21 protein-coding genes, 2 tRNA genes and 1 pseudogene are annotated in these 25,661 nt (G+C 35.1%); 12 read left to right on the forward strand and 12 right to left on the reverse strand.

Annotated features, from left to right (window positions below; genetic code table 11):
- Nucleotides 1-189: 189 nt before the first annotated feature.
- Complete coding sequence (locus tag OPR29_RS00815) at nt 190-1,455, reverse strand: iron-containing alcohol dehydrogenase (protein WP_019236716.1); 1,266 nt, start codon at nt 1,453-1,455, stop codon at nt 190-192.
- 42 nt (nt 1,456-1,497) lie between these two features.
- Here OPR29_RS00815 and dapE point away from each other — a divergent pair, with 42 nt between their 5' ends.
- The 3 genes from dapE to OPR29_RS00830 all read left to right on the forward strand — a co-directional run bounded on the left by dapE (nt 1,498) and on the right by OPR29_RS00830 (nt 4,521).
- Nucleotides 1,498-2,694 carry a succinyl-diaminopimelate desuccinylase gene (gene dapE / locus OPR29_RS00820; protein ID WP_019236715.1) on the forward strand — a complete coding sequence of 399 codons (1,197 nt, stop codon included), beginning with the start codon at nt 1,498-1,500 and terminating at the stop codon, nt 2,692-2,694.
- Between the two features lie 355 nt (nt 2,695-3,049).
- Nucleotides 3,050-4,006, forward strand: a complete 957-nt coding sequence (locus OPR29_RS00825) for an IS5 family transposase (protein WP_213863789.1) — start codon at nt 3,050-3,052, stop codon at nt 4,004-4,006.
- 224 nt (nt 4,007-4,230) lie between these two features.
- On the forward strand, nt 4,231-4,521 hold the full coding sequence (locus OPR29_RS00830) for a hypothetical protein (RefSeq protein ID WP_007301973.1): 291 nt from the start codon (nt 4,231-4,233) through the stop codon (nt 4,519-4,521).
- Here OPR29_RS00830 and OPR29_RS00835 read toward each other — a convergent pair.
- The 7 genes from OPR29_RS00835 to lipB form a co-directional block, all read right to left on the reverse strand.
- A complete protein-coding gene (locus tag OPR29_RS00835) occupies nt 4,518-5,063 on the reverse strand; it encodes a hypothetical protein (protein WP_015587954.1) in 546 nt (181 codons plus the stop codon). The genes OPR29_RS00830 and OPR29_RS00835 overlap by 4 nt on opposite strands.
- A 21-nt stretch (nt 5,064-5,084) precedes the next feature.
- Nucleotides 5,085-5,156, reverse strand: a tRNA-Gln gene (locus tag OPR29_RS00840).
- Nucleotides 5,147-5,482 carry a divalent-cation tolerance protein CutA gene (gene cutA, locus OPR29_RS00845; protein ID WP_082241857.1) on the reverse strand — a complete coding sequence of 112 codons (336 nt, stop codon included), beginning with the start codon at nt 5,480-5,482 and terminating at the stop codon, nt 5,147-5,149. The genes OPR29_RS00840 and cutA overlap by 10 nt, the downstream gene beginning before the upstream one ends.
- A gap of 277 nt (nt 5,483-5,759) precedes the next feature.
- Nucleotides 5,760-6,716, reverse strand: a complete 957-nt coding sequence (locus tag OPR29_RS00850; RefSeq protein ID WP_213863789.1) for an IS5 family transposase — start codon at nt 6,714-6,716, stop codon at nt 5,760-5,762.
- 274 nt (nt 6,717-6,990) lie between these two features.
- Nucleotides 6,991-8,004, reverse strand: coding sequence for an IS110 family RNA-guided transposase (locus OPR29_RS00855; protein WP_264376686.1), 1,014 nt, complete (start codon nt 8,002-8,004; stop codon nt 6,991-6,993).
- Between the two features lie 278 nt (nt 8,005-8,282).
- Complete coding sequence (locus tag OPR29_RS00860) at nt 8,283-9,242, reverse strand: LD-carboxypeptidase (protein WP_265025289.1); 960 nt, start codon at nt 9,240-9,242, stop codon at nt 8,283-8,285.
- Complete coding sequence (gene lipB, locus OPR29_RS00865) at nt 9,242-9,859, reverse strand: lipoyl(octanoyl) transferase LipB (RefSeq protein WP_015587943.1); 618 nt, start codon at nt 9,857-9,859, stop codon at nt 9,242-9,244. Before lipB ends, OPR29_RS00860 begins: the two co-directional genes overlap by 1 nt.
- A 128-nt stretch (nt 9,860-9,987) precedes the next feature.
- On the opposite strand from lipB, the gene OPR29_RS00870 reads away from it, so the two are divergent.
- The 4 genes from OPR29_RS00870 to ltrA all read left to right on the forward strand — a co-directional run bounded on the left by OPR29_RS00870 (nt 9,988) and on the right by ltrA (nt 13,631).
- Complete coding sequence (locus OPR29_RS00870) at nt 9,988-11,163, forward strand: phage portal protein (protein WP_214303221.1); 1,176 nt, start codon at nt 9,988-9,990, stop codon at nt 11,161-11,163.
- A 53-nt stretch (nt 11,164-11,216) separates the two neighbouring features.
- On the forward strand, nt 11,217-11,762 hold the full coding sequence (locus OPR29_RS00875; RefSeq protein WP_007302070.1) for an ankyrin repeat domain-containing protein: 546 nt from the start codon (nt 11,217-11,219) through the stop codon (nt 11,760-11,762).
- A gap of 431 nt (nt 11,763-12,193) precedes the next feature.
- On the forward strand, nt 12,194-12,334 hold the full coding sequence (locus OPR29_RS00880) for a hypothetical protein (RefSeq protein ID WP_019078704.1): 141 nt from the start codon (nt 12,194-12,196) through the stop codon (nt 12,332-12,334).
- 52 nt (nt 12,335-12,386) lie between these two features.
- Nucleotides 12,387-13,631: a group II intron reverse transcriptase/maturase gene (ltrA, locus tag OPR29_RS00885; RefSeq protein WP_265025153.1), complete on the forward strand. Its 1,245-nt coding sequence runs from the start codon at nt 12,387-12,389 to the stop codon at nt 13,629-13,631.
- A 123-nt stretch (nt 13,632-13,754) separates the two neighbouring features.
- Here ltrA and OPR29_RS00890 read toward each other — a convergent pair whose 3' ends face one another.
- The 4 genes and pseudogenes from OPR29_RS00890 to murJ all read right to left on the reverse strand — a co-directional run bounded on the left by OPR29_RS00890 (nt 13,755) and on the right by murJ (nt 20,283).
- The gene (locus tag OPR29_RS00890) at nt 13,755-14,711 is read right to left on the reverse strand and encodes an IS5 family transposase (protein WP_213863789.1); all 957 of its coding nucleotides are present in this window, start codon (nt 14,709-14,711) and stop codon (nt 13,755-13,757) included.
- A 134-nt stretch (nt 14,712-14,845) separates the two neighbouring features.
- Nucleotides 14,846-15,699: pseudogene (locus OPR29_RS00895) on the reverse strand (IS982 family transposase).
- Between the two features lie 213 nt (nt 15,700-15,912).
- Complete coding sequence (locus OPR29_RS00900; RefSeq protein WP_265025290.1) at nt 15,913-18,411, reverse strand: AsmA-like C-terminal region-containing protein; 2,499 nt, start codon at nt 18,409-18,411, stop codon at nt 15,913-15,915.
- Nucleotides 18,412-18,786: 375 nt separating this feature from the next.
- Nucleotides 18,787-20,283 (reverse strand): murein biosynthesis integral membrane protein MurJ, encoded by a 1,497-nt coding sequence (gene murJ / locus OPR29_RS00905; protein WP_026092648.1) that lies wholly within the window; start codon nt 20,281-20,283, stop codon nt 18,787-18,789.
- Between the two features lie 144 nt (nt 20,284-20,427).
- Between murJ and OPR29_RS00910 the strand changes: the two genes are divergently transcribed.
- The 5 genes from OPR29_RS00910 (at nt 20,428) to OPR29_RS00930 (ending at nt 25,577) form a co-directional block, all read left to right on the forward strand.
- Nucleotides 20,428-20,503, forward strand: a tRNA-His gene (locus tag OPR29_RS00910).
- A gap of 147 nt (nt 20,504-20,650) precedes the next feature.
- Complete coding sequence (locus tag OPR29_RS00915; protein ID WP_265025291.1) at nt 20,651-21,181, forward strand: hypothetical protein; 531 nt, start codon at nt 20,651-20,653, stop codon at nt 21,179-21,181.
- Nucleotides 21,182-21,270: 89 nt separating this feature from the next.
- Nucleotides 21,271-23,319, forward strand: a complete 2,049-nt coding sequence (gene mnmG / locus OPR29_RS00920; RefSeq protein WP_007302065.1) for a tRNA uridine-5-carboxymethylaminomethyl(34) synthesis enzyme MnmG — start codon at nt 21,271-21,273, stop codon at nt 23,317-23,319.
- 1 nt (nt 23,320) lies between these two features.
- A complete protein-coding gene (locus OPR29_RS00925; protein WP_012481871.1) occupies nt 23,321-25,117 on the forward strand; it encodes an aminopeptidase P family protein in 1,797 nt (598 codons plus the stop codon).
- 94 nt (nt 25,118-25,211) lie between these two features.
- Entirely contained in the window at nt 25,212-25,577 is a 366-nt protein-coding gene (locus tag OPR29_RS00930) for a hypothetical protein (RefSeq protein WP_006014880.1), read from the forward strand.
- Nucleotides 25,578-25,661 lie beyond the last annotated feature (84 nt).

Below are 25,661 nucleotides of genomic sequence, written 5' to 3' on the forward strand. Positions count from 1 at the left end.
TTTTATGCTTTACCCACTATCCGATAAGCGATGCAACAAAGCCTGCTGGAATCCAGAAGTTTTTTGAGCACAAAAGTCATGCTAAGTTTTTGTTGTTAAGAAAGGCTGGATAGCTACTTGAATGACACCATTTGTTACTGTGTTTTTGTCTATCTTATTTTGCTACCCTACTGAACGAATACACAAAATCTAACTTTTTTCTATACAACCAGCTAGGTCAAGAAAGGTGAATCTATCTCTTGTTGCAAATGTAAGATTGACTACCTTGCAATATTGCTCTTTGTTCCAATTAAGATGCTCCGGTAAGTACGGAATTGATAGATCTTCAAATACTTTCTGCAGGTGTTTTGCAGATAGTAAATTTTGCTTAATTAAACTAGAAATATTACTCCATTCTTTGTAAATAATCTCTTGAATTTTTTGCTGCATAATTTGCTTCTGCTTTAGAATTTTTATAAATTCGGTATTACCAAAGCACTGAGTTATATGTTTTACATCTAAAGTGATCGGTTTGGTAATCGGGTTTTGTATTGACAATATCTCCTCTTGCAAGTTAGCCATAGTAATCGTCGTAACAGCAATTTTTTCGCCATGTAACGAGGAGGAATAATCTTTTGTTACCGTCTCCATTGCATGAGCTATCATATGTTCTCCTTGGCTTGCAGAGTAGCTGCCTTTTGACATCACCATTCCAAGTCCTGAAATCAATAAGGCTTCCATAAGTAATAAAACTACTCTTTTATCTTTTTTAGCAAGTGCCAAGTGTTCTCTGAGCAAAATTTCCTCCAGATTGCGAACAAGTTTAAAGGGGAGTTCATTATATTCTGTGCCAAGTAATAGATGAGATAATAGCCAATCGGCTTGTACTGTTGAACGGCAGATGAAATCTGCAAATCCACTTAATGTGAGGCGTGGTGGTGCGTTGGCAATTATATCGTTATCAATGTATATTGCCTTTGGAAGATGTGCTCCGAACGATTTTTTATATCCATCAACTAATATTGAAGCGTTTGCAGAGCTATACCCATTCATGGAAGCGGCTGTTGGGAACGATATATAATCTTTTTTCTCGAGGTAGCTTGCATATTTGCAGATATCATTAACAGTGCCACTACCAAATGCAACCATTAAGTCACTATCTTTTGCTTTATTTCTAACTAGGTTTACAGTTTGGAGGGAAGCAGCGCTGTTCAGTCTATTTGGTGTCATCCAAGTAGCGTGACACTGCGATCCATCATAGTCACGCGCTGGAATGACAGTTGTGGCTGGAATAATTAAATGAGAAACTTTATTAAGTATGTTTTTGTTTAAAAGTTTTGCTGTATTTTCATCTGCAATCAGAAAAATGTCATTTCCGTATTGTCTACATATTTCATAGATATTATCAGCAAGTACTGTTACTTCCCTAATAAGAACTTGTTCTGTGTGCTGTAATATTTGTTTTAAATATCGCATAGAATGTTTACAATACGGTAATGTTAGTATTTCAAGATTGATATGAAGATTGACCCTGTAGAACTAACTAAGAAATTAATTTCTTTTAAAAGTATAACACCAAAAGACGATGGGGCAATAGAGCATATAGCAGCCATTCTTAAGAAAAGTGGTTTTGAATGTGAGATTTTAGAGTTTGGTGATAAAGTTAAAAATCTTTATGCGAAATATATAAATGGAGTACCAAACTTGTGTTTTGCTGGACATGTTGATGTTGTACCACCAGGTGAGTTAAAAGATTGGATATCTGATCCATTTAAGCCAGAAGTTAGAAATGGAATGCTATACGGAAGAGGAGCAGCTGATATGAAAGGCGGAGTAGCTGCATTTATTGCTGCTATCGTAGATTCAGTTGCAGGTAAGTTTCGATTCAGTGGTTCAATCAGTGCATTGATTACCGGTGCTGAAGAAAGCACGGAAGAACATGGAACAAAGGCCGTTTTGGAATGGATGAAAAGTAAGCAAAAAAAGATAGATTTTTGTATAGTTGGAGAACCAACGAGTAGTGAGAAATTAGGTGATACCATAAAAATAGGTAGAAGAGGTTCTGCAACATTTAAATTGATTTGCCATGGTAAACAAGGGCACGTTGCCTACCCAGATCTAGCAGATAATCCAATATATAAAATGGTATCGATACTAAGTAAGATAAAAGATACCACTTTTGATACTGGTAATAAATACTTTCAGCCTTCACATTGCGAAATTACTACTATCGACGTTGGAAATAATACTAATAATCTAATACCTAGTTCAATAGCAGCAGGTTTTAATGTTCGATATAACAATACACAAACACCGGACGTTTTATATAAGATGATTGATGCAATATGCACCAATGTGACTAACGATTATAAACTGTCTATGCAGAGCAGCAGGGACGTTTTTCTCTCTACTCCTGATAGAAATACTGATATTATGCTTGATGCGATAAATAAAATTACCGGTATTGATGCTGTGCTGAGTACAAATGGTGGCACATCTGATGCTGCGTTTATTAAGGATATTTGTCCAGTAATTGAATTTGGTATGATCAACAAAACCGCACATCAGGTAAATGAATGCGTATCAATAGACGATATACATAAATTAACAGCTATATATAAGGAGTTTATAAAAAATTATTTTTACCCCACTAATAAAATATTAAACCAAATCAATGTAATTGGTAATACGCCTGATGGTCCATTATTAGCTTGAGGTGCAGTTGCATAGAGAAGAAACTTACTAGACACATTTTACCAACCCCTTATTATAATATTAAGGGTATTTTTGACTCAAAACTTGTCTTTGATCTGTGCGAGCTTAATAACAAAAATTCAGTAGAAAGCTTATTGGCGAAAATTATCTGTTCAGCAGAGTGACAAAATAAGATAGACAAAAAGGGTGTAAGAACAAATAGTGTCATGCAACACTGGCTTTTGTACACAAAACGTTGTAAAGCGCTTTTGTCAACCTGGATCCCAGCTGGCTTTGTTGCACCACTCAAGGAAAGAACAGGCAGTTACTGATGGAATTTGTTATAAAATAGATATTTAGCCGACAAAGGAAAAATATGCCAATAAGAATGAAAGTCAGTAACTGCAATGAATATAACAAATTTCTTCAAGAAAGGGGAAATGTTTTTCATTATATCAACGATGCCATTGAAAATTGGTACGAAAATAGTCCAAAAGTAGCAGGTGGCAACAATGTCTACAGCGACAAAGTAGTGATTCTAATTCACATAATAACCTATCTATTCAGGATTGGTCTTAGGCAAACAGTGGGATTTATAGAGAAATATCTTGAGCAAATAGGGAAAATTTTGCAAATTATCAGCTATTCGCAGGCTTCAAGAAGGTTTAAAAAGCTTAATATCAAAATCAACGACTGCAGAGTTGATAAGAACGATATGGAAGATATTGAAATTGCTATAGATAGTACAGGTATCAGCATCTACAATAATATTCCAGGCCATAGTAAGGCAAATGGTACAGATAGAAAGTATCGCCGCTATGAGCAAACAAGAAAGCTACATGTAATGCTAGAGATAGGTAGTAAAAAAGTTATAGCTGCAAAATACAGTAGTGGAGTTTATTCCGACCACTATGGAGCCTGTGATCTTATTGAAAGAGTGGATACCAAGTATAACATAAGCACGATATATGCAGATAGGGCATATAATCGAAAGAAGTTATACAAACTGTGCGATGAGCTTGACATAAAGACAAGGATTCCTCCGCAAAATAATGCAGTAGAGCATCCAAAGTTGGATTATATGAATGAGAGAAATTCTACAATCAAGCTCATAAAGTCATATGATGAAGATGGTATGAAGAGGTGGAAAAAAGAGATAAATTATTGGAAGAGATCTTATATAGAAAGTTTTTTCTCGCGACTGAAGCAAATATTTGGATTTAGTTTTAGGAATAAATCTGAGATTAATCGTGAGAAGGAACTGCTACTCAAGTGTTATTTGCTTAACAAATTTACTGAAATAGGCATGGCTAAGTTTGATATAGCTTCATGAATTTATTATACATTACCCACTATCCGAAGAGCTGTGCAACAAAGCCATCCCAGCTCGGATAACAAGAAAAGAAGCACTGGTTTCACATAGATCTGAACAGATATAATTTCTTAAACATTTATAGCTCACATAAAACCCGGTCTGACTGTCATAAAGGCTACTCATTGCAGCAGACAACTTTCGCACTACTTCAAATTCTAATTTTCAACTTAAAGAGGTACGTAATGTCAAATAACTTCAATTTCAAAGAATTTTTTCACCATCACGAAGCAAATAGCACTTTAGATGATATACAAAGGTACTGCATACTGTGGCAATCAGTGATATCACAGGCAATGATTGATGCAGCAAGTAACTGTAAAAAAACAGAAAGCTTGGTAGAGAAACGTAAAGCAATTTCCTGGCTATCAGACTTCAGTCAAGATTTTGTTGAAACATGTATACTGGCTGATTGCGATCCATTATACGTAAAAAACAAAATACAGCCAATTCTAAAAAAGATAAAGCCCTTTTAATGAGGTTTACCCCTCTCACCAAGAAAAATATCATTTAATCTTTTTTCTATAGCTTCATCTATATCTTGGATTAATAGCTGCTTTATCATATTCACTTTCCGTTCTGCCTCTTGAAGATTATTGTTACCGTAACTGTTCTTATTACTATAACCATAACTACTGCCATTTGGTTTATTACTCATTTTTCTTCTTGTGCTGAGTATCTGAACTATCTTCTCCTTGAAAAAAGACTTCCAGCCTGTGCCAGAAAATAATTTGTAGAGAAAATGCGGAGTAAGAAACGCTACTAATATTCTAATAGAAACTCCATAACCCAAATCATCTCTATTTTCATAATACCATTTTAAATATTGATACAAATGGTAAAATGCATTTTTGAAAGAGCTAAACTCTACAGCATACCAAAAGCCACTGGTGAGAAACATGAGCATAATGCTCGATGTATAAAGATACAGAGTGAAAAGAAATAGCTTGACAACTATATCTTTCAAGCTGCCCAGTATATAATTAAATAACCTTAATTTATAAAAAAGTGATATCATTTCACGCACACTTTAATAAAGCTGGGGTGGAAGGATTCGAACCTTCGCGTGGCGGTATCAAAAACCGCTGCCTTACCACTTGGCTACACCCCAATATTGTTTATATCAATAACATTATTAACCCAATTAGTAAAAGATTTATTCGCTTTTCCTATGGGTATTATCACAACGGCTGGTTGATCATAAGAATGCATTGCCTCGATTTTTTCTACAATCTTATCAGTCTGATCATTCCTGCTCTTCATAATTGCCACTATTTCACAATTACTATTAATTTTACCTTCCCATAAATACAGAGAATTTACTTCGGGAAATATATTTACACATGCAATTAACTTCTCGTTTAACAATTCTTCAGAAATAGTCTTAGCCTCTTTCAGGTTTGAAAAAGTTATATAGACTAAAACTAAGTTGCTCATTAATCGCTACATAAATGCATTTTTACTATACTCTACTTAGATTTATTCATCAAGAGAAAATAGGAGAGACCTCTTCAGTGCTTGACACATAGAAATTGAAGATGTCATTTAGTAGCTCTCCCCTTGTCATCCCAGTAGTTCTCCTCTTGTCATGCAAGTAGCTATCCAGCCTTTCTTAACAACAAAAACTTAGCATGACTTTTGTGCTCAAAAAACTTCTGGATTCCAGCAGGCTTTGTTGCACAGCTCTTCGGATAGTGGGTAATGTATAATAAATTCATGAAGCTATATCAAACTTAGCCATGCCTATTTCAGTAAATTTGTTAAGCAAATAACACTTGAGTAGCAGTTCCTTCTCACGATTAATCTCAGATTTATTCCTAAAACTAAATCCAAATATTTGCTTCAGTCGCGAGAAAAAACTTTCTATATAAGATCTCTTCCAATAATTTATCTCTTTTTTCCACCTCTTCATACCATCTTCATCATATGACTTTATGAGCTTGATTGTAGAATTTCTCTCATTCATATAATCCAACTTTGGATGCTCTACTGCATTATTTTGCGGAGGAATCCTTGTCTTTATGTCAAGCTCATCGCACAGTTTGTATAACTTCTTTCGATTATATGCCCTATCTGCATATATCGTGCTTATGTTATACTTGGTATCCACTCTTTCAATAAGATCACAGGCTCCATAGTGGTCGGAATAAACTCCACTACTGTATTTTGCAGCTATAACTTTTTTACTACCTATCTCTAGCATTACATGTAGCTTTCTTGTTTGCTCATAGCGGCGATACTTTCTATCTGTACCATTTGCCTTACTATGGCCTGGAATATTATTGTAGATGCTGATACCTGTACTATCTATAGCAATTTCAATATCTTCCATATCGTTCTTATCAACTCTGCAGTCGTTGATTTTGATATTAAGCTTTTTAAACCTTCTTGAAGCCTGCGAATAGCTGATAATTTGCAAAATTTTCCCTATTTGCTCAAGATATTTCTCTATAAATCCCACTGTTTGCCTAAGACCAATCCTGAATAGATAGGTTATTATGTGAATTAGAATCACTACTTTGTCGCTGTAGACATTGTTGCCACCTGCTACTTTTGGACTATTTTCGTACCAATTTTCAATGGCATCGTTGATATAATGAAAAACATTTCCCCTTTCTTGAAGAAATTTGTTATATTCATTGCAGTTACTGACTTTCATTCTTATTGGCATATTTTTCCTTTGTCGGCTAAATATCTATTTTATAACAAATTCCATCAGTAACTGCCTGTTCTTTCCTTGAGTGGTGCAACAAAGCCATTCCAGTGTCAAGCTACTCGGATGACACCAAAGAGGCTACTCGAATGACAAGAAAGATACTGTCTTGCTAGTCAACAAAAAAATTACTCAAGCTGTATCATAAAATCAAAAAATACTTCTGATTGTGTAACAGTACACAGATTACAGTTAGTGAATATGTTGAATGGATTGGAAGCATTTTTTGATTTTAAACTACAGTCAACATCCTAGTTCTGTAATTCTTGATATGATTTGGATCAAAAGCACTTTTGGATGTCAGGATACCGAAAATGATATGGAGTAGCTTACGCATTGCAGCTCCCACAATTGCCATATTATGCTTACCCTTCTTCTTTAGTCTTTGGCAAAAACTCACAATGATAGGATTGTGATTCTTGGCTACTATGGCAGGAAAGAAAAGGGCCTTACGTAATGTTTGTGAACCTGATTTACTTAATCTTGGTTTAGAATGTACAGATGAACCTGATGTTATATTTTTCGGTATAACTCCTGTATATGCTGCCAATTGTCTGGCATCTCTAAAAGCTTTTATGTCAGGGATTTCAGCTAAAATAGCTACTGCTGATTCCTCTCCTATGCCTGGAATAGTCAGTAGAAGTTGAAAATTTTCCAACAACTCTTTGTGTTGCTTTAATAGTTCACGTACGGAGTTTTTTATTGTTTCTATTTTTTGAGCTATATTCATTGCAAGGTCTTCCCAAGCATTTGCAACTTCTTTAGGCAGTCTCTCTTTTTTTTCTAGGTGGTTATTTACTAATGCTAATTCATCTTTTAACGCAACTGAGCAACGATAAAGATGTTTTAATTTTTTCATTTCAGAAGAAGGTGGTGTCCAACGAGTTGGTTCCTGTCTTTGGCAATAATCAGCAATAATTTCTGCATCAGTCTGATCATTCTTTTGTCTTACGAGTTTACTCCTTGTATAAGATTTAATACAATAAGGATTTACAACACTAACAAAATGTCCAGCATTGTGCAGAAATTCAGCCAAAGCTTCGCTATAACAACCAGTAGCCTCCATGCATGACTTTACTTCTTCCACATTATGCTTTTGTAGAAAACTCAGCAGACCTTGAAACCCAAGATCATCGTTCTTAAAGCTTCTTTTCCTAGTTTCACGCTTTTCTTTTTTACTTATGAATGAAAGAAAAACATCAAAGCGATCTTTTGATACATCAATTCCAAGAAAGTTGTTGATCATATATAACCCCATACGTTACCATTTAAAACGAAAAGTAAGGCTAACCTTGTGGATACAGAATTAGAGCCATTTAGGTCTTTCTACGATACCGTCCAGCCTATACTTTTGAGGAGGGAACTCTTATCTTTCTTACAGATTTTATATCTAAGAGGGGAAACAGAGTTCTTCCCTCCTCCACCTAATGCTTAAGCTTAAAACATTAGATGCTTTTTACAAGATACAAGAGGGCTACTCGGATGACAACGAAGGTGCTGGAATGAAAGGAGTGTAAGATAAAGCTACTTGTATAACTGTTGCACATCCATAAACTCCTTCTCGTTTTGAATGCTAATGGTAGCGTGAGTGTTGAAAGGTAAAGGGTCATTTATATGTCCATGGCCTACTCCTTTCATTGTAAATACTGGAAAGTTGACACTTTTTGCAAACCTTTCTTTTACAATTTCGACAAGATTATCATTATAACAGTTAACAAAGTCACCGAATATTACTGCATCTACTCCATCAAAAATATGAGCTTGTTTTAGGTGATCTAGACTTCGCTCAATTGAATATGGATAAACTTTTATGTCTTCTAAAAATAGAATTTTGTTTTTTGCGTTTATTTGCCAAGCAGTTCCTATGCTATTTTCAACCAAAGTCATATTACCACCGATGATTTTAGACTCTAATTTGCCATTTTTTAGTCTAATGCCATTGTCGATCATTTTTAGGTTATCAAATCTGATAGAGTTGCGTTGCTTAAGAATTAACTCTTTTAATTTTTCAACAGAGGTTTCAGCAACAGAGTTATTTACTATCATTTCCAACATGGTACCGTGAAGAGTTTGCCAGTCATATTTAACTTGCAGATAAATATGTAAAGCAGTGATATCACTATAGCCTATAAGAATTTTTTTGTTTTGAGCAATTCTTTCTTTTTTATCATTGGGTAACTTTTCTAGATAGGGAATTAGCCGAGAAGCCCCTTCTCCTCCTCTGATACACCAAATTATTTTGCTATCATCAGTGAGCGCATTAACCAAATCATTCGCTCTAAACTCATCAGAGTTAGAATAAAATGGGTTGTCATTACTGTATATTTTCTCCGAAATGTGAGGATTAAAACCCAAAGTTTTTACGGATTCTTTTATAGTGGGCAGATCCGATTCTTTTCCCTTCGAAGAAGGAGCAATAATATCAACTTGATTTGCAGGATTAGTGAGTAAAAGGCATAGAAAATAAAGAATAAAGGAATACATTAAAATATCTTATGAAACTCTTGCTTTAATATATCATCTAATTCGCAAAGAGAAACTTTTACTCCTAGTTTTTCCATTGATGTAACGCCGTAATCTTTTAGTCCACAAGGAATAATACCCTCATAGTGGGAAAGGTTTGGAGAGACATTAAGCGCTATGCCGTGATAAGTTACCCATTTTCTCAAGCGAATGCCAAAAGCTGCTATTTTTTCTTCTACTCCGTTGTTGTTCACCCAAATGCCTATTCTATCTTCCTTAAATTCCCCAAGTATATTAAAGTGTTTTAAAACATTTATGATCCAATTACTTAGGTCTCTGATATATAGTTTTATGTCACATTTGTTTCTTTTTTTAAGATTTAGCATTAAATATATAATGCGCTGCCCTGGTCCGTGATATGTATATTTACCACCCCTACCTGTTTTATATATAGGAAATAATTTTTCAATAATGTCATCATCTGTTGCACCGATTCCTGCTGTGTAAAGTGGAGGGTGCTGGAGCAGCCATACTAGCTCATCAGACAAATTATTGTAAATTTGTTGAATTTTTGCTTCCATGAATTTCACAGAATGGTTATAATCAGTAAATTGGTTAGAGATTAGCCATTCTGTCATGTTCTATTTCTTTAGGTCTATCAAAGCCATTCCAGTGTCAAGAACTGGGATGACATCATTCTTGTAACACTAATTGATATAATTCAACTACAATTTCAAATTTTTAACAAAATTTTCAGGAGGCACATATGAATTTTAACATTTTTCAAAGAAAGAAAAGCAGTGAATACTCTGCTTTGCAACTAATGATGGAACCAAGTTGGAGTAGGCGTGATTATGTAAGTTTTGCTGAGGAAGGTTACATAAAAAATGTTATTGCCTTTCGAGCAATTAATATGATCGCAAGTGCTGCATCTTCGGTACCTTTTACTCTCTGCCAGCTTACTGACCAGGGAAAATCACAACTAAAAGCGCATCCATTACTGAAGTTACTTTATTCTCCTAATCCAATGACATCAAAATCGGAATTTATTGAAGGGATTGTGACTTATCGATTAGTTAATGGCAATTCTTATGTATTGATGATTGAGGCGCAGAACAAACCAACAGAGCTTTATCTTCTGCGCCCTGATAGGGTTGAAATTATTCCAGGGAGAAGTAACGTTCCTTATGCCTATCGTTATACCGTAAATAACAACAGTTATGACTTTAAAGTTGATAAATTGACTGGGCGTTCAACAGTACTGCATCTTAAAACCTTTAACCCTTTGAATGATTGGTATGGACTTTCACCAATTGAGGCAGCTGCATATAGTATAGATCAGCATAATCAGGCTGGTGCTTGGAATCAGGCAATGCTGCAAAATGGAGCAAGACCAAGTGGTGCAATAGTTGTGAAATCAGAAAAGGATGGAAGCGTTGGAAACTTAAGTCAAGAGCAGTACCAACGCTTAAAAGCGCAGATAAATGATCATTACTCAGGTCCTGTCAACGCTGGAAGACCGATATTACTTGAAGGAGGTTTAGAGTGGAAGGAAATGAGCTTATCACCGAGGGATATGGATTTTATTGAGTCAAAACATAGCTCAGCTCGTGATATTGCGCTAGCTTTTGGCGTTCCGCCGCAGTTGCTTGGCATACCGGGTGATAACACTTACAGTAATTTAGTTGAAGCACGTCTTTCCCTTTGGGAACAGACGATTTTACCAACGCTAGAAAATATTATCTGTCACCTGAATTCTTGGCTAGTGCCCAAGTTTGGCAAAGATTTATGTTTGTCATATGATAAAGACGCGATAGAAATTCTAATGGAGAAAAGACAAAAGATGTGGAAATACGTGCAAAACGCAAGCTTCATGACGCTCAATGAAAAAAGAGAAGCTTTTGGCTTGCAACCGTTACCCGGTGGTGATAAGTTGAATTGATGTTTATATAGTATAGATATTTATACTAAGCTGTAAGAAATTAGAGGTATTTTATGTATCAAGAACAAGAAAATTCAGTAAGTAATTCTCGATTGACTCTTCCTCATATGGAATTATCGTTGAGAGCCAAACAAGATACTAATCCAACAGATAATGAAGGTCTTGTCCCTTTACATTATGCTGCTTGCGGAAATCGCTTAGAGCAAGTGAAATTATTGCTTAAAAACGGAGCAAATGTTAATGCATTGGATAATTATGGTTTTACTCCTTTACATTATGCTGCTTCCATAAATTGTAAAGAGGAGGTGGAATTATTGCTTAAAAACGGAGCAGATATTGATGTAAGAAATCATTTCGGTGCTACTCCTTTATATTTAGCTGTTCAGGGAGGCCATGAGAATGTGGTAAAATTATTGCTTAAAAACGGAGCAAATATTAATATAGCAGATAATTCTAGCAAGACTGTTTTACATTTATCTGTTCTCAAAGGCCACACAGAGATAACAAAGTTATTGCTTGGAGATATGGAGACTCCAAGTACAAGCTGCATCGATATAAGCATTGAAGAGTTACAAGTAACTAGTAAGTCTTATTATTAGAGGGTAGATGAAGTTTACTATCTCCTAAATCGTATCTGTTCAGATTCATGTGAAATCAGTCCTTTTTTTCTTGTCATGAAAGTAGCTGACACTGGGATGGCTGTGCGCCGTAGAAACACGGAAAGTGTTGAAGCTGTGCAGTAGATGAGGGAGGGCCCCTCGGAGCCGGTTTGCAAGAGCAGGCTTCAAACAGCCATAAGCTGCTTTGGTAAAGAGCTAAGGTAGTGAGCGTTATGGAAAAGGCACAATTATGTGTCATGTATGAAATAGAGAGACGAACGCAAGTGAACCACTGATGAAGTGTCGAAAGCGTAGAGACGACGTCAAAACCAGGGGGTAGTCGTTAACCTGGGATGAATCTACTGGGAGCTTGTTTACTGGGTAGGTGGCGTCCGGCATAAAAGTGGCGTGAATCTATTTTAGGCTATTGCATGGAACTACGGGAACCTGTCGTTTCGATGAAAAGGGAGAAGTCCAAAGAGCTGATCTCTGAGGATGAGAGTACCGATGCGAAAAACAGGGGCGGATTAGCTCGTAGTAGCGAAGAAGTTTCTGTAATGGAAATGGAGTGAAGGGGCTAAGTTATTTAGTTTTAATTATTTATCAACCGAAAGGGAGGAGTTAATGAATAAAACAAAGTCTTTTGATATACCGAAGCAACTTATTTGGAGAGCTTATAAACAAGTATCGAAAAATAAAGGTGCAGCAGGTGTAGATGAGGTCTCGATAACAAAGTTTGAAGAAAATCTAAAGGATAATCTATACAAATTATGGAATCGGATGTCATCCGGAAGTTATTTTCCAGAGCCGGTAAAAGCTGTTGCGATACCAAAAGATACAGGAGGGCAAAGAATTTTATGTGTGCCTTCAGTATTCGACAGAATAGCGCAAACAGCAGCTACAATGTATCTTGAGCCGTTAGTAGAACCGAAATTTCACGAAGATTCATATGGTTATAGACCAAATAAGTCTGCGCTGGATGCGGTATACACAGCACAGAAGAGATGTTGGAAAAATGATTGGACGGTAGATCTTGATATATCTGGATTTTTCGACAATCTGGACCACGATTTAGCACTGCAGGCTATCAAGAAACACACAGACTGCAAATGGGTCATACTGTATGTTGAGAGGTGGATGAAAGCCCCCATTCAGCAAGCAGATGGCAGTAGGGTAACAAGGGATAAAGGAGTTCCGCAAGGAGGTTCAATAAGCCCAATCATTTCAAGCATATTTATGCACCATGCGTTTGATATGTGGATGAAACAAAATTATCCAACAGTACCATTTGAAAGATATGTAGATGATGCGATAGTGCACTGCAGAACTAAAAGACAGGCAGGATTTATGAAAGTAATGATTGAAGAAAGATTGGCTAAGTGTAAATTGAAGTTACATCCTGAAAAGACACAGATTGTGTACAGTAAGGATGATGATAGAAAAGAACAATTTCCTAAACAAAGCTTTGATTTTCTAGGTTATACTTTTAGACCTAGAGTAGCAAAGAATAAGATGAGGAATTATTTCATCTCATTTCTACCTGCAATTAGTAACAAAGCCAAGAAGAAGATCAAGAAAACCATAAAGTCATGGAGAATACATCGGATTACATGGACCACACTAGAGGAAATATCGAAGAAGATAGATCCAATAGTCAGAGGCTGGTTTCAGTACTATGGCAGGTTTTATAAATCAGAGATGTATCCATCTCTTAGAAATATAGAGAGATACCTCATAAGATGGGTCAGGACAAAATATAAGAAACTTCGTGATCACGGAAGACTAGCAAAGCAATTTCTAGGAAAAGTGAGAAAGAGGTCTCCAAGTATTTTCTATCATTGGACACTTGGGTTAGGATCAAAAGGCTAAATAATGGGAGCTGTATAAGCCGAGAGGTTTCCGTGCAGTTCTGCGAGAGACTGGTGGGGAAGCTCCGCCGGTCTACTCTCCTTGTTGCACAGCTCTTCGGATAGTGGGTAATGTATAATAAATTCATGAAGCTATATCAAACTTAGCCATGCCTATTTCAGTAAATTTGTTAAGCAAATAACACTTGAGTAGCAGTTCCTTCTCACGATTAATCTCAGATTTATTCCTAAAACTAAATCCAAATATTTGCTTCAGTCGCGAGAAAAAACTTTCTATATAAGATCTCTTCCAATAATTTATCTCTTTTTTCCACCTCTTCATACCATCTTCATCATATGACTTTATGAGCTTGATTGTAGAATTTCTCTCATTCATATAATCCAACTTTGGATGCTCTACTGCATTATTTTGCGGAGGAATCCTTGTCTTTATGTCAAGCTCATCGCACAGTTTGTATAACTTCTTTCGATTATATGCCCTATCTGCATATATCGTGCTTATGTTATACTTGGTATCCACTCTTTCAATAAGATCACAGGCTCCATAGTGGTCGGAATAAACTCCACTACTGTATTTTGCAGCTATAACTTTTTTACTACCTATCTCTAGCATTACATGTAGCTTTCTTGTTTGCTCATAGCGGCGATACTTTCTATCTGTACCATTTGCCTTACTATGGCCTGGAATATTATTGTAGATGCTGATACCTGTACTATCTATAGCAATTTCAATATCTTCCATATCGTTCTTATCAACTCTGCAGTCGTTGATTTTGATATTAAGCTTTTTAAACCTTCTTGAAGCCTGCGAATAGCTGATAATTTGCAAAATTTTCCCTATTTGCTCAAGATATTTCTCTATAAATCCCACTGTTTGCCTAAGACCAATCCTGAATAGATAGGTTATTATGTGAATTAGAATCACTACTTTGTCGCTGTAGACATTGTTGCCACCTGCTACTTTTGGACTATTTTCGTACCAATTTTCAATGGCATCGTTGATATAATGAAAAACATTTCCCCTTTCTTGAAGAAATTTGTTATATTCATTGCAGTTACTGACTTTCATTCTTATTGGCATATTTTTCCTTTGTCGGCTAAATATCTATTTTATAACAAATTCCATCAGTAACTGCCTGTTCTTTCCTTGAGTGGTGCAACAAAGCCCACTGGGATCCAGTTTGACGAAAGCGCTCTACAAACCCCAACTATGGATTAGCCAGCAAAGAAAGGCATAGAAATAGAGGGCTTTTTCGACTGCATGGAATAGGAAATCAGAACAGAAAAAACATGAATTAGGAAATTTGTTGGCGATCTGTGTCTTGTGTGCTCAATCTCAAATTTGTTTTTCAAGGAGTCGAAAACAGTCTCAACAATCGATCTTTTCCTTAGTAAAATCTTCTCTTTAAGTGAAATGAGTACGTTTTTCATACCTTTTTTTACTTTAGTGACGAGTTTTAGGCCTCTATCAAAGAGTTTCTCAAAGAGCTCTTTCTTTATATAGCCCTTATCTCCAAACAAAAGTCCGGTCAGTCTTTTAGTGAGAGTTGGCACAGGTTTTCTGTCATCAACGTTACCTTTGGTTAGAGTAAGTGATTCCAATTTCATTAATTACCAAGTGCAATTTAAAGCCAAAAAACCAACCATATGTGCTCTTACTAATTTCTGCCAAACCATCAAAAACTTTGTTCTTGGAGATTCTTTTTTTGTGGCAAACAGCGATTGTAGAAGTGTCTATGTAGGCAATACCTGTCATTTTTGCTTGTTTGCAGAACCATTGCAAAAGTAATGCTAAATACCATAAAACCCGTGATTTAAGAGCGATAAATCGGTCATATGTTGGCAATTTAGAAAACTCAGATTTATAAAGTGGCAGATAAAGTAGGTAAAAAGCTTTGAAACTTTTGCAAGGGGATTGATGATATAATAGAATTATGGTGAGAATTTCCGAAGTCCGGTATTCTAGTTGGTTTTCTTCCTTTTGATAGGAGCATATTAGCAAAATTATCATCGACTGTGCGACAAAAATCCTCGACGCAACAGTAAAGTTCTGTAATATCTTTCTTCATGGGTAACCTCTTAATTATTGATAAAATACTTGAGCTTACCCTGTTTTCCTCTTCTTAGCTGCACTTTTATCTCTTTATTTAATCCATAGTTGGGGTTACAACGTTTTTTGTGAAAAAGCCAGTGTCAGGCACTGACCATTTGTTGCTACGTTTTTGTCTATCTTATTTTGCCACCCTGCTGAACGGATACCCTAAATCATGTAGCTAAATGAGTTAACTATTTTTCTTGCTAACTAAGGTGTTGTAAATTTGGTCTACATCAAAACTCATCTTAGGGCACCAAATAGGGCCATCTAAGTGTGCCTCGATATAAAGAGGACTATTATGATTTGGTAGTATGAAAAAGAGTCTGAATATAGAAGTTAAGGAGAACTTAGATAAGATTAAATTAGAAGAGATAGAACCTGATGCTTGATCGATACTAAACTGTGAACTAGTTGAACATACACCACTGTTAATACTTACTTTTCCATTAATATTTTCAAAAAGCGTACTGCCATTATATATATCAACGTAAGCAAGCTTGGAAATTTCAGGTTTATTCTTACTGCTTAACAACTTAGTGATGAATGAATTAAAATCCACATTTGTAAACTCTATTTTCTGTGCTTGAAAGTTTACATTTCCTGATAAGTTACTAGCCCAATCATCAAAGCTTGTCCCTTGAGTTTTGATTTCACCACTTAAGCTTATCTTGCCATTTATGTTATTAACTCCTATAACTTCCTTGGTGTCCAAATTTGCAATAGAAAATTTTATGTGAATTGAGCCTGCTTTTAGATAACCCTGAAAAAACATTTGTCCATGTTCTAGTATGTAACTTATCTTTTTGATAGTGATAGTGCTGTTTCTTATCACTGTATCCAAGTTAAAATCTTTTAAGACGTTTTGCCCAATTTTAAATTCTGTAGTTTTGATTTGCACGTTTGCATCAAAATCTCCTTTCTCATCTAAAAAATTAAGCTGCTTTGTTGACCATTGAATTTGATTTATTTCATTTCTTGAGTTTCTTTTTACCTCTAATAGTTTTGGTAATTTAAAGATATTTCCATTAAATTTATTACCTGTAAGGTTTACGTCTAATAAAGGCTTAGTGTATTTTTGATCCACTAATATTTTTACACTACCGGTAATGTCGAAATTTTCTCCGAATAACTTTATTTTATCTGCAACTAGCTTGTTCTCTTGTATTTTTAATGAAAAATCCAAATCTTCAATTTTTGTACCATTGAATATAGAATCTTTAACACTAGTTCTTATATTTACATCATATTTAATATTTTTCAGCCATTGCACTTTGCTGAATAATGAATAATCATATTTATCTATATTAATGTTATGTATGCTAAATTTACTATCGATCATATTGTGTTTTTTTGTGTGATTTACCTTAATTGATCCTTGCCAAGATTCTTTGTTATTTAGCAATCTGATATCTGAAAGAGATAATATTCTAGGTGCTAAATATAGTTTAGAACTTGCTGTAAATTGACTTTTCTCTCTTTCTTGCATCTTGATAGAAGGTAAAATATGTGAAATGAACGACTCACCCTTTATCAATATATCACCATTAAATTCAGACAAGTTGCCATTGTTTGAAACTTTTCCTGATAAGCGAGATATATTATTGGTTCCAGGAAACTGAAGAAGAGTATCAACGTTTATTTCGCCATTAGCAAATTTTAGCGTAGCATGAAATTTGTCCAATATCCTGTTTTGATATTGAATATTTGAAGCTTCCATATTAAAATCCAAGCTCAGGTTCTTTGGCACAACCTCTCTAAAAGATTCTAAAAGACCCTTCATATCTGTTGTTTTGTGTGAGCCGTTTTTTAGGTCGACTTTACTAAAACTAATATTGATATTAGTATGATCACTTTTTCTATCATTTTGTATTATACCAGTGCCTTGCATGCTTTTGGACTCAATTTTTAAATCAGTTGCCGTAAACTCGCTTTCATTGAGATTGATATTGGATGATATCTCAATATTTTCGCTGGGAATCACATAAGAAAGGAAGCTAAGATTAATGATTTTTGCCAAGCCGCTCATAGAATCAGAATTATTATTAATCGTCAATACTAAATTGCCCTTGAGCTCTTCTTGATTTCTATTACCTTTAAATAGCAAATTTGCAAAATTTGAATCAACACTAATGTGTACATTATTTTTTGTGACATTAACCTTTCCAGAAAAATCGTAATTGTTGTCACCAATCTGTACTTCACCAAAAAACTGCTTATTTTTTTTTATAGCAACTTCCTTGATATTAATAGTATCGGCGTTAAAACTTATTTGGCTGTCCTTTATTAATATATCAACTGTATTATCATTGGCTTTCGTATTCATAATATTAAGTAAATTTTCTTTGTTGCTTTTCATGCCCAAAAATGAGATTGACTCTGGTTGCAATGAAAATGAAAACAACGATAATAGCGATGGCCTTATTTCAATTTTTTTTGCACTAATTAAATCTGATAATTTTTGCTCCTTGTTTTTGTTGTATTGTACATATACATTGTGAATAGTAAGTTTTGGAGTAATGAGCGAAACTTCAATTTTTCCTCCAACATGTACTTTAGCATCATACGTCTTCTCTAACTCTTTTACGATATATTCTCTGTAGCCACTCCAATCCTTAAAAGTTGCAGCAACGTGCATGAGAATTAATAGCAACGAGATTGATAATATGGCGTATAAAGAAAGTTTCATAATAGACCTCTCATTCCAGCATCCCTTCTCTTCTTGTCATCCCAGTCTGGGATCCAGGAAATTTGATTAGACATTAAGTTAATTAGCAAAAAAGTAGCTATTCTTATGTTAAAGCACAGCATTTTTACATGAGAAGCTGGTCTGATGAGCACTGGGTTCCCAGTGGAAATTGCTCTCAAACCACAACACTTATACAGTTGTGTGTGTGACACTGTGATCCAGTGTGACTTAAATAAGGTTTTCCAGATTATATAATCAACAAAATTTCTGGATCCCAGTGCTTGACACTGGGATGACAGGAATAGGTTATGGGATGAAAGAAGTGGATATTGGAATAGTAGCTGAAATGACATATAGCAATACAAAGGGTGTAATTTACACATATTTCAAATTATTCAAATTTCCTCTAAAAATCAGGTAAAGAGTGCTAGAATAAATAATAACACTCAAAGCTATTAAAGTTACTAAATAAACAATACGAGCTAGCCCTCTATCGAAAAACAACCCTGCTGATAAGTAATTAGAGAGATAAAGAACTATTGACATAACCAATGTTGCAGTGAGAATTTTTACAATATTTAGTAATAATGCTTGGCTAATCTTATACATCTTATTTATTGTTAAATAATTAATCAATAAAATAGAATTTATCCAAGTGGAAATGGAAGTAGCAATAGCAATTCCTATATGTTGGTATTTGTTCATTAATATGAGATTTAGTATTACATTAATTCCAAGGCACGTTAATGAGAACATAGTTGGTATTTTTAGCTTTCCCCTAGCAAAGAATGTGGGTAGCAATACTTTATTTATAATAAATGCGGGTAAAGAAAGAGAAAATGCTACTAATGTAGGAACAGTTTGCTGCACTGCATAATAATCAAATCTGCCGTAAGAAAAAAGCGTAAGTAAAATTATGTCAGGAATAATGATAAAAGCAGCAGTTATTGGCATAATTAATATTAACCCTATATTAAGGGCCTTGTTCTGTATTTTGACTATATTCTCAGTATCATTTATTCGTTTTGAAATCAGAGGAAGAAGTACTGTACCAATTGCAGTGCCAATTACTCCTTGCGGTAGTTGATTTAGTCTATCGGCATAATATATATAAGAAACTGCATTTGGTATAAAACTCGCCATGATTGTGTCAATCCATACACTTATTTGTATTACACAATTGTTGATAATTGCAGGTATCACACGTTTAAAAAATAATTTTACTTCGTTACTTAATTCTAAACTAAAAGAAAAGAAAGCCTTTAATTTGTATGCACTAAATATTATTAAAAGTAGCTGCAAAATCCCTCCAATCAGGACGGCTATAGAAAGGTTATGAGCCGGTGTTTCAATGTAAGGTAAAAACAAACTGATGATTAAACAGAGGTTCAAAATGATTGGTGAAATAGCTGTTGAAGCAAAATGCTGTTTTACTTGCAACATTCCACCAATAAGTGATGCGATTGACACGAAGATTATGTAGGGCATCATAATTTTCGACAAAGTTACAGTAAAGGTAAATTTATTTTGGTCAAATCCAGGAGTGAAGATTTTGATCATGTAAGGGAAGAAGGTTTGTGTGATAAGGCAAAAAATTACTAGAATAATAAACGTAATGGATATTACACTACTTGCGAAATTAAATGCCTTTTTATTATCATATGACTCTGCAGAGTATAATGGTATGAATGAGGTAGTAAATGCTCCCTCTGCAAAAAACGATCGAAATAAATTAGCAAAGCGAAACGAGGAAAAGAATATATCTGCAAGAGAAGTTGCACCAATAACCGTAGCAATCAATACATCTCTTATTAGCCCTAAAATTCTTGAAATAGCTGTAAAAAAACTAAATGTGAAAATACTTTTAAACATATCACGATTTCAATACGATTAACTATAATGCTAAAAGCATAAATGAAAATGTTTATTCGCTAAACTTAAAACTCTATGCAAAAGTAGGTAGCTTAAATAATTAATTGACTATTTATGCTTGTGTGTTAGAAATTTTATACCTTGGCGGGCGTAGCTCAGTTGGTAGAGCGTCAGTTTGTGGTACTGAATGTCGCCAGTTCAATCCTGGTCGCTCGCCCCACTAAAATTTTCCACTTTACATAAATATAAACATTAGATATTTTTTCACGGCCGTTAGCATTCCTTGTTGCTCTAGTATTTAGATGGCGGAGGGGAAGTTTGCGATTTAGAGTAAAAATGATGCCTATTAATTAGTGAGAGGGATTGTATGTATATTTGTTTGTTAGCTTATAGTATAGTGTCAGCACTAGGAATATTAGCTTGGTGGTTGAGTTTTGACACTTCATCACCTTTAGCCATAGGTGCAATTGCTGGTTCTATGGCTCTAGCATTGATTGCGGTTTTGCACGTAGGATGTTTGCTATATAAGTTTTGCAAAAGAGATCCTATTGAGGAAGATCATGGAAAAATAGCAATTTTTTTGGGTATGTCTATACCTATAAGTACTATGATTGGGGCAGTGCTTAATGCAAGTGTGATTGCTGTTCTTCCTAACCCAGTAGTAACAGTGATTATCTTAGTAAGTGCAATAACAGGGCTAATAGCAACAATTATGGGGGTTTATGTAGCCACATCTTTAGTGCATTGTGCAGATGAAGCAGCAATTACATTTGCAGCAAGTGCAACTTCGATTACAGATTCTACATTTGTTAGAATATCTCAGGAAGAAGAAGTGGATGAGCGTATTACCTCTCCTACAGTTGAAAAAGTTTCTTCTGTAAAAGAGACGATAATTTGAGCTAAGTTAGTTTGTAACACTGGAATCTGTAAAATTTGACATCAATCACTGATAGTTGGAATATTATAGATTAGGAATTACTCAAGAAGATGCATAAGTACGACGTAGTGGTAGTAGGTGGCGGTCATGCCGGGTGTGAAGCAGCTACAGCTGCAGCACGTCTTGGTGCAAGCACGCTACTTATAACTCACAAAATTTCAACTATAGGAGAGATGTCTTGTAATCCAGCAATTGGAGGAGTTGCAAAGGGTGTTGTAGTTAGAGAAGTAGACGCCCTTGATGGAATAATGGGGAGAGCTATCGACCGAGCAAGCATACACTCGGTCGTTTTAAATGGCAGCAGAGGCGCAGCAGTATGGGGCCCACGTGCACAAGCAGACCGAAAATTATACAAAAAAGCAATACAGGAAATTATTCTAAATTATAACAACTTGACAGTAAAAGAAGAGTCAGTTGACGATTTTCTTATCGAAAGTGATAGCAATGGAGAATCTTATATAAAAGCTGTAATAACAGACTCAGGTGAACGTATACTGACAAGCAGAGTTGTTTTGACTACAGGGACTTTTTTACGTGGTGTGATTCATATAGGAGAGCAAACAACTCCTTCTGGAAGAATAGGAGATAAACCTGCAATAGAGCTTGCAAACACGCTAAAGAAGTATGATTTTAAACTGGGCAGGTTACGTACCGGAACTCCACCGAGGCTTGATCGTGGCACTATAAACTGGTCGGTATTACAAGAACAAGTGGGTGACAATCCACCTACACCATTTTCTTATCTTACAGAGAAAATTAACCAGCCTCAGGTTTCATGTTTTATTACTCATACTAATGAACATACACACAGAGTAATTCGAGAGAATCTTCACAGATCAGCTTCTTCATATTTAGATAACGTTATTGCACCAAGATACTGCCCATCAATTGAAACTAAAGTTAAAAAATTTGCAGAAAAAAATAATCACCAAATATTTCTAGAACCAGAAGGGATTGATGATAACACTATATATCCAAATGGAATTTCAAATTCATTGCCCATCGAAGTGCAGTATGAAATGATAAAGAGTATAAAAGGGCTTGAAAATGCAGAAATATTAAGACCTGGATATGCAGTTGAATACGATTATATCGATCCACGAGAGCTATTTCATACTCTCGAAACTAAGAAAGTTAAAGGACTATATTTTGCTGGTCAAATTAATGGTACCACTGGATATGAAGAAGCAGCTGGGCAGGGAATTATTGCCGGAATCAATGCAGCACTCTCTTTATCTCAAAAAAGTTTTGTTCTTCATCGTACAGACTCATATATCGGTGTAATGATAGACGACTTGGTCACTAAGGGAATTACCGAGCCTTACAGATTATTTACCTCGCGTGCAGAATATAGACTGGCAATCAGGTCAGATAATGCAGATAGAAGATTGACACAAAAAGGTTATGACATCTCTCTTGTGTCGCATGAGAGATACTCTGTTTTGCAGGGTAAACTTAAATCCATTAAGCAACTTGAGGAGAAATTAGAGAGCCTAACAATTACTCCTGAGCAGCTCAGGTCCTATGGCATTAAAATATCTTATGATGGAATAAGAAAAACAGCATTAGATTTGCTCGGTTATCCAAATATTGACTGGAATAAATTACGAGAAATATGGCCAGAGTTAAACATGGGTTCCAGTGTCAGCTACTTGCATAACGCCAAAGCACCTCTTCCTGTCATCCAAGTAGCTGACACTGGGATCCAGTACTTGAATGATGATGGAATGGATGCAGTTGACACTGAAAAAAATGTAGATTCCAGCGTCATGTGCTGGAATAACACTATAACTGATAGCATAGCCAAGAATGAAATATATGAAGCAGTTGCAATTGAAGCAAAATACAAGCCTTATTTAGTAAGACAAGAAGCAGATATGAAGTTTCTACAAGAGGAAGTTAATACTCAAATTCCAACTAATTTCAACTACTCACAGATTAAAGGCTTGTCAACTGAAGTGATAGAAAAGTTGCAGTCAATAAAGCCAGCAACAATTGGTATTGCGAAGCAAATACAAGGTATCACTCCAGCAGCGATAGTTAGCATATTAGTGTACCTTAGGAATAAGAAAACGAAAATAGCTGCTAATTCTGCGTAACATGTCAAAAATCGAAGAATTTCGCTCTTTTATGCACGAAATAAATGTTGATACATTTATGTTGAATACTAAAGACGAGTATTTAAATGAATATTCAAAAGAGTTAGCAGAGTTATGTGGCTTCACGGGAACAAATGGGCTACTTATCGTTACAAAGAGTAATAAGTGCCCATTTTTTACAGATGGACGCTATATCACACAAGCTCGCAGTCAGCTCGATCAGGGCAGTTTTCGAGTATATAATATACAAGAAGAGGATCCACACAAATGGGTAAAAGCAAACTTAACATTGACTACCTCACTGGGTTACTATCCGCAATATTTTACTATGAAGGACATAAGAAAATATGAAGGCATTTGTAAACTAGTACCATACTTAATTAAAAAAGATAGTAGTCATAAAGCACAAACAATAGTCTCACATGTATCTGGTGAGAGTGGTAAGGATAAATGTGAAAGAGTAGCTAAAAACATAGAGGCTGAAGCAGTGCTTCTGACTGATCCAAATTCAATTTCGTGGTTATTAAATTTAAGAAATGAAAGTTCTGAATATACTCCTTGTATATTGGGTCGTGCTATATTGTATAAAAATGCCAATGTTGATTTATTTATTCAAGATAAAGAACATTCAACTATAGAAGCAAATTTTGATAACCATATAAATGTTTTTGATATTAGTGAGCTAGAAAATTCACTACATAAGTTAAATTTGGTGGTGATAGATCCAAGCACGACTCCAATGAGCATTATGAATGCAATAGATCCCTTGTATAACCATTATTTAAATGAAAAATCAGCTTCGGTGTCATTCCAGTGCTTGACCAGAAATAAAAAAGCATGGATCCCAGTGTCAAGAACTGGGATGACAATAAGTAATGAAAGAGGTCTAATAGAAAATAAGCAGATAATTGAGAAGGAGGATCCTTGTTTGATTCACAAAGCAGTAAAAAATCAAACTGAAATAACTGGAGCTATAAGTGCGCACATCAAAGATGGAGTAGCAGTTATAAATTTTCTATATTGGCTTGAAAACAATATTGACAGTGAAATTACTGAGCTTGAAGCTGAAGAAAAAGTTTTAGAATACAGAAAAGAGCAGAATTTGTTTAAGCAACCGAGTTTTCCAACAATTTCAGCATTCAACGAGAATGGAGCAATCATTCATTACCGTGCAAGCAATAAGACAAATAAAGTCATTCAAGAAGATGGGCTGTATTTAATTGACTCTGGTGGTCAGTACCTTGATGGCACAACCGATGTTACAAGAACTATAGCAATTGGTAGTCCAACCAATGAGCAACGAGCTCACTACACAATAGTATTAAAAGCTCACATTGCGATAGCAAGTGCGGTCTTTCCTTCTGGCACTACTGGTGGAGAATTGGACATATTAGCGCGTATACATTTATGGAAATTTGGAATGGATTACATGCACGGTACAGGACATGGAGTAGGAAGTTACCTTTCGGTACACGAAGGACCGCAAGCAATATCAAGAGGAAATAAAGTGGAACTCATTCCAGGCATGATACTTTCTAACGAGCCTGGTTATTATATTCCAGGAAAGTATGGAATAAGAATTGAGAATCTGATGTATATTGAAAGGCGAGAAAACGTCTTTTTAAGCTTTAAACAATTGACCTCTGTTCCTTATGATAAAAAGCTAATAGATATACAAATGCTTACTGAAGATGAAGTTAAATGGATAAATAGCTATCACCAATTTGTTTATAAAAATATAGAAAATGGCATAAAAGATAAGGAATGGTTAAAGAGAGTATGTGAACCTTTAAAATAGTTAATTTGTCATTTAATCAAGTATTAATATAGTTGTTCTTGTATTGTTTTTAATTAAAAACAATATATAATATTAGTTTCAAATAGGTGTAATTATGACAGATAAAGTGCAAGATGATGAATTTATGAAGCAGTACATGGATACTTGCAAAGAGCAAATAGAAAAATTGGCAAGCGACCCTAATTTGCTTCAACAGACCTTAAAGCCATTCATGCAAATGTCTCAGCAACTTATGGCTGGCGGTATGCTAGAAGGAAATATGCCTAGCATGATACCTGATATGGGTGGTATGGATATCAACAAGATGATTGCTCAGATGAAGGAAATGTATGATTACATAAAGAGTAATCACAAAGAGCTCATGAGAAAAGATGCTTCACAAATTCAAGAGCTTGATGATTCCAGCAGAAGATTGAGAGGCTTGGTCAAGAAATTGATAGAGAAAGTTGAAGCTAAGTAGTATTTATTCATATCAAAGAGCTATAGCAGTAGTGAGGTCTTGTTCCTCAAATTTAGTATTACCATAGAGTTAAATATAAACATA

It is taken from the genome of Wolbachia endosymbiont (group B) of Pammene fasciana (assembly GCF_947251495.1).
GTDB lineage: Bacteria > Pseudomonadota > Alphaproteobacteria > Rickettsiales > Anaplasmataceae > Wolbachia.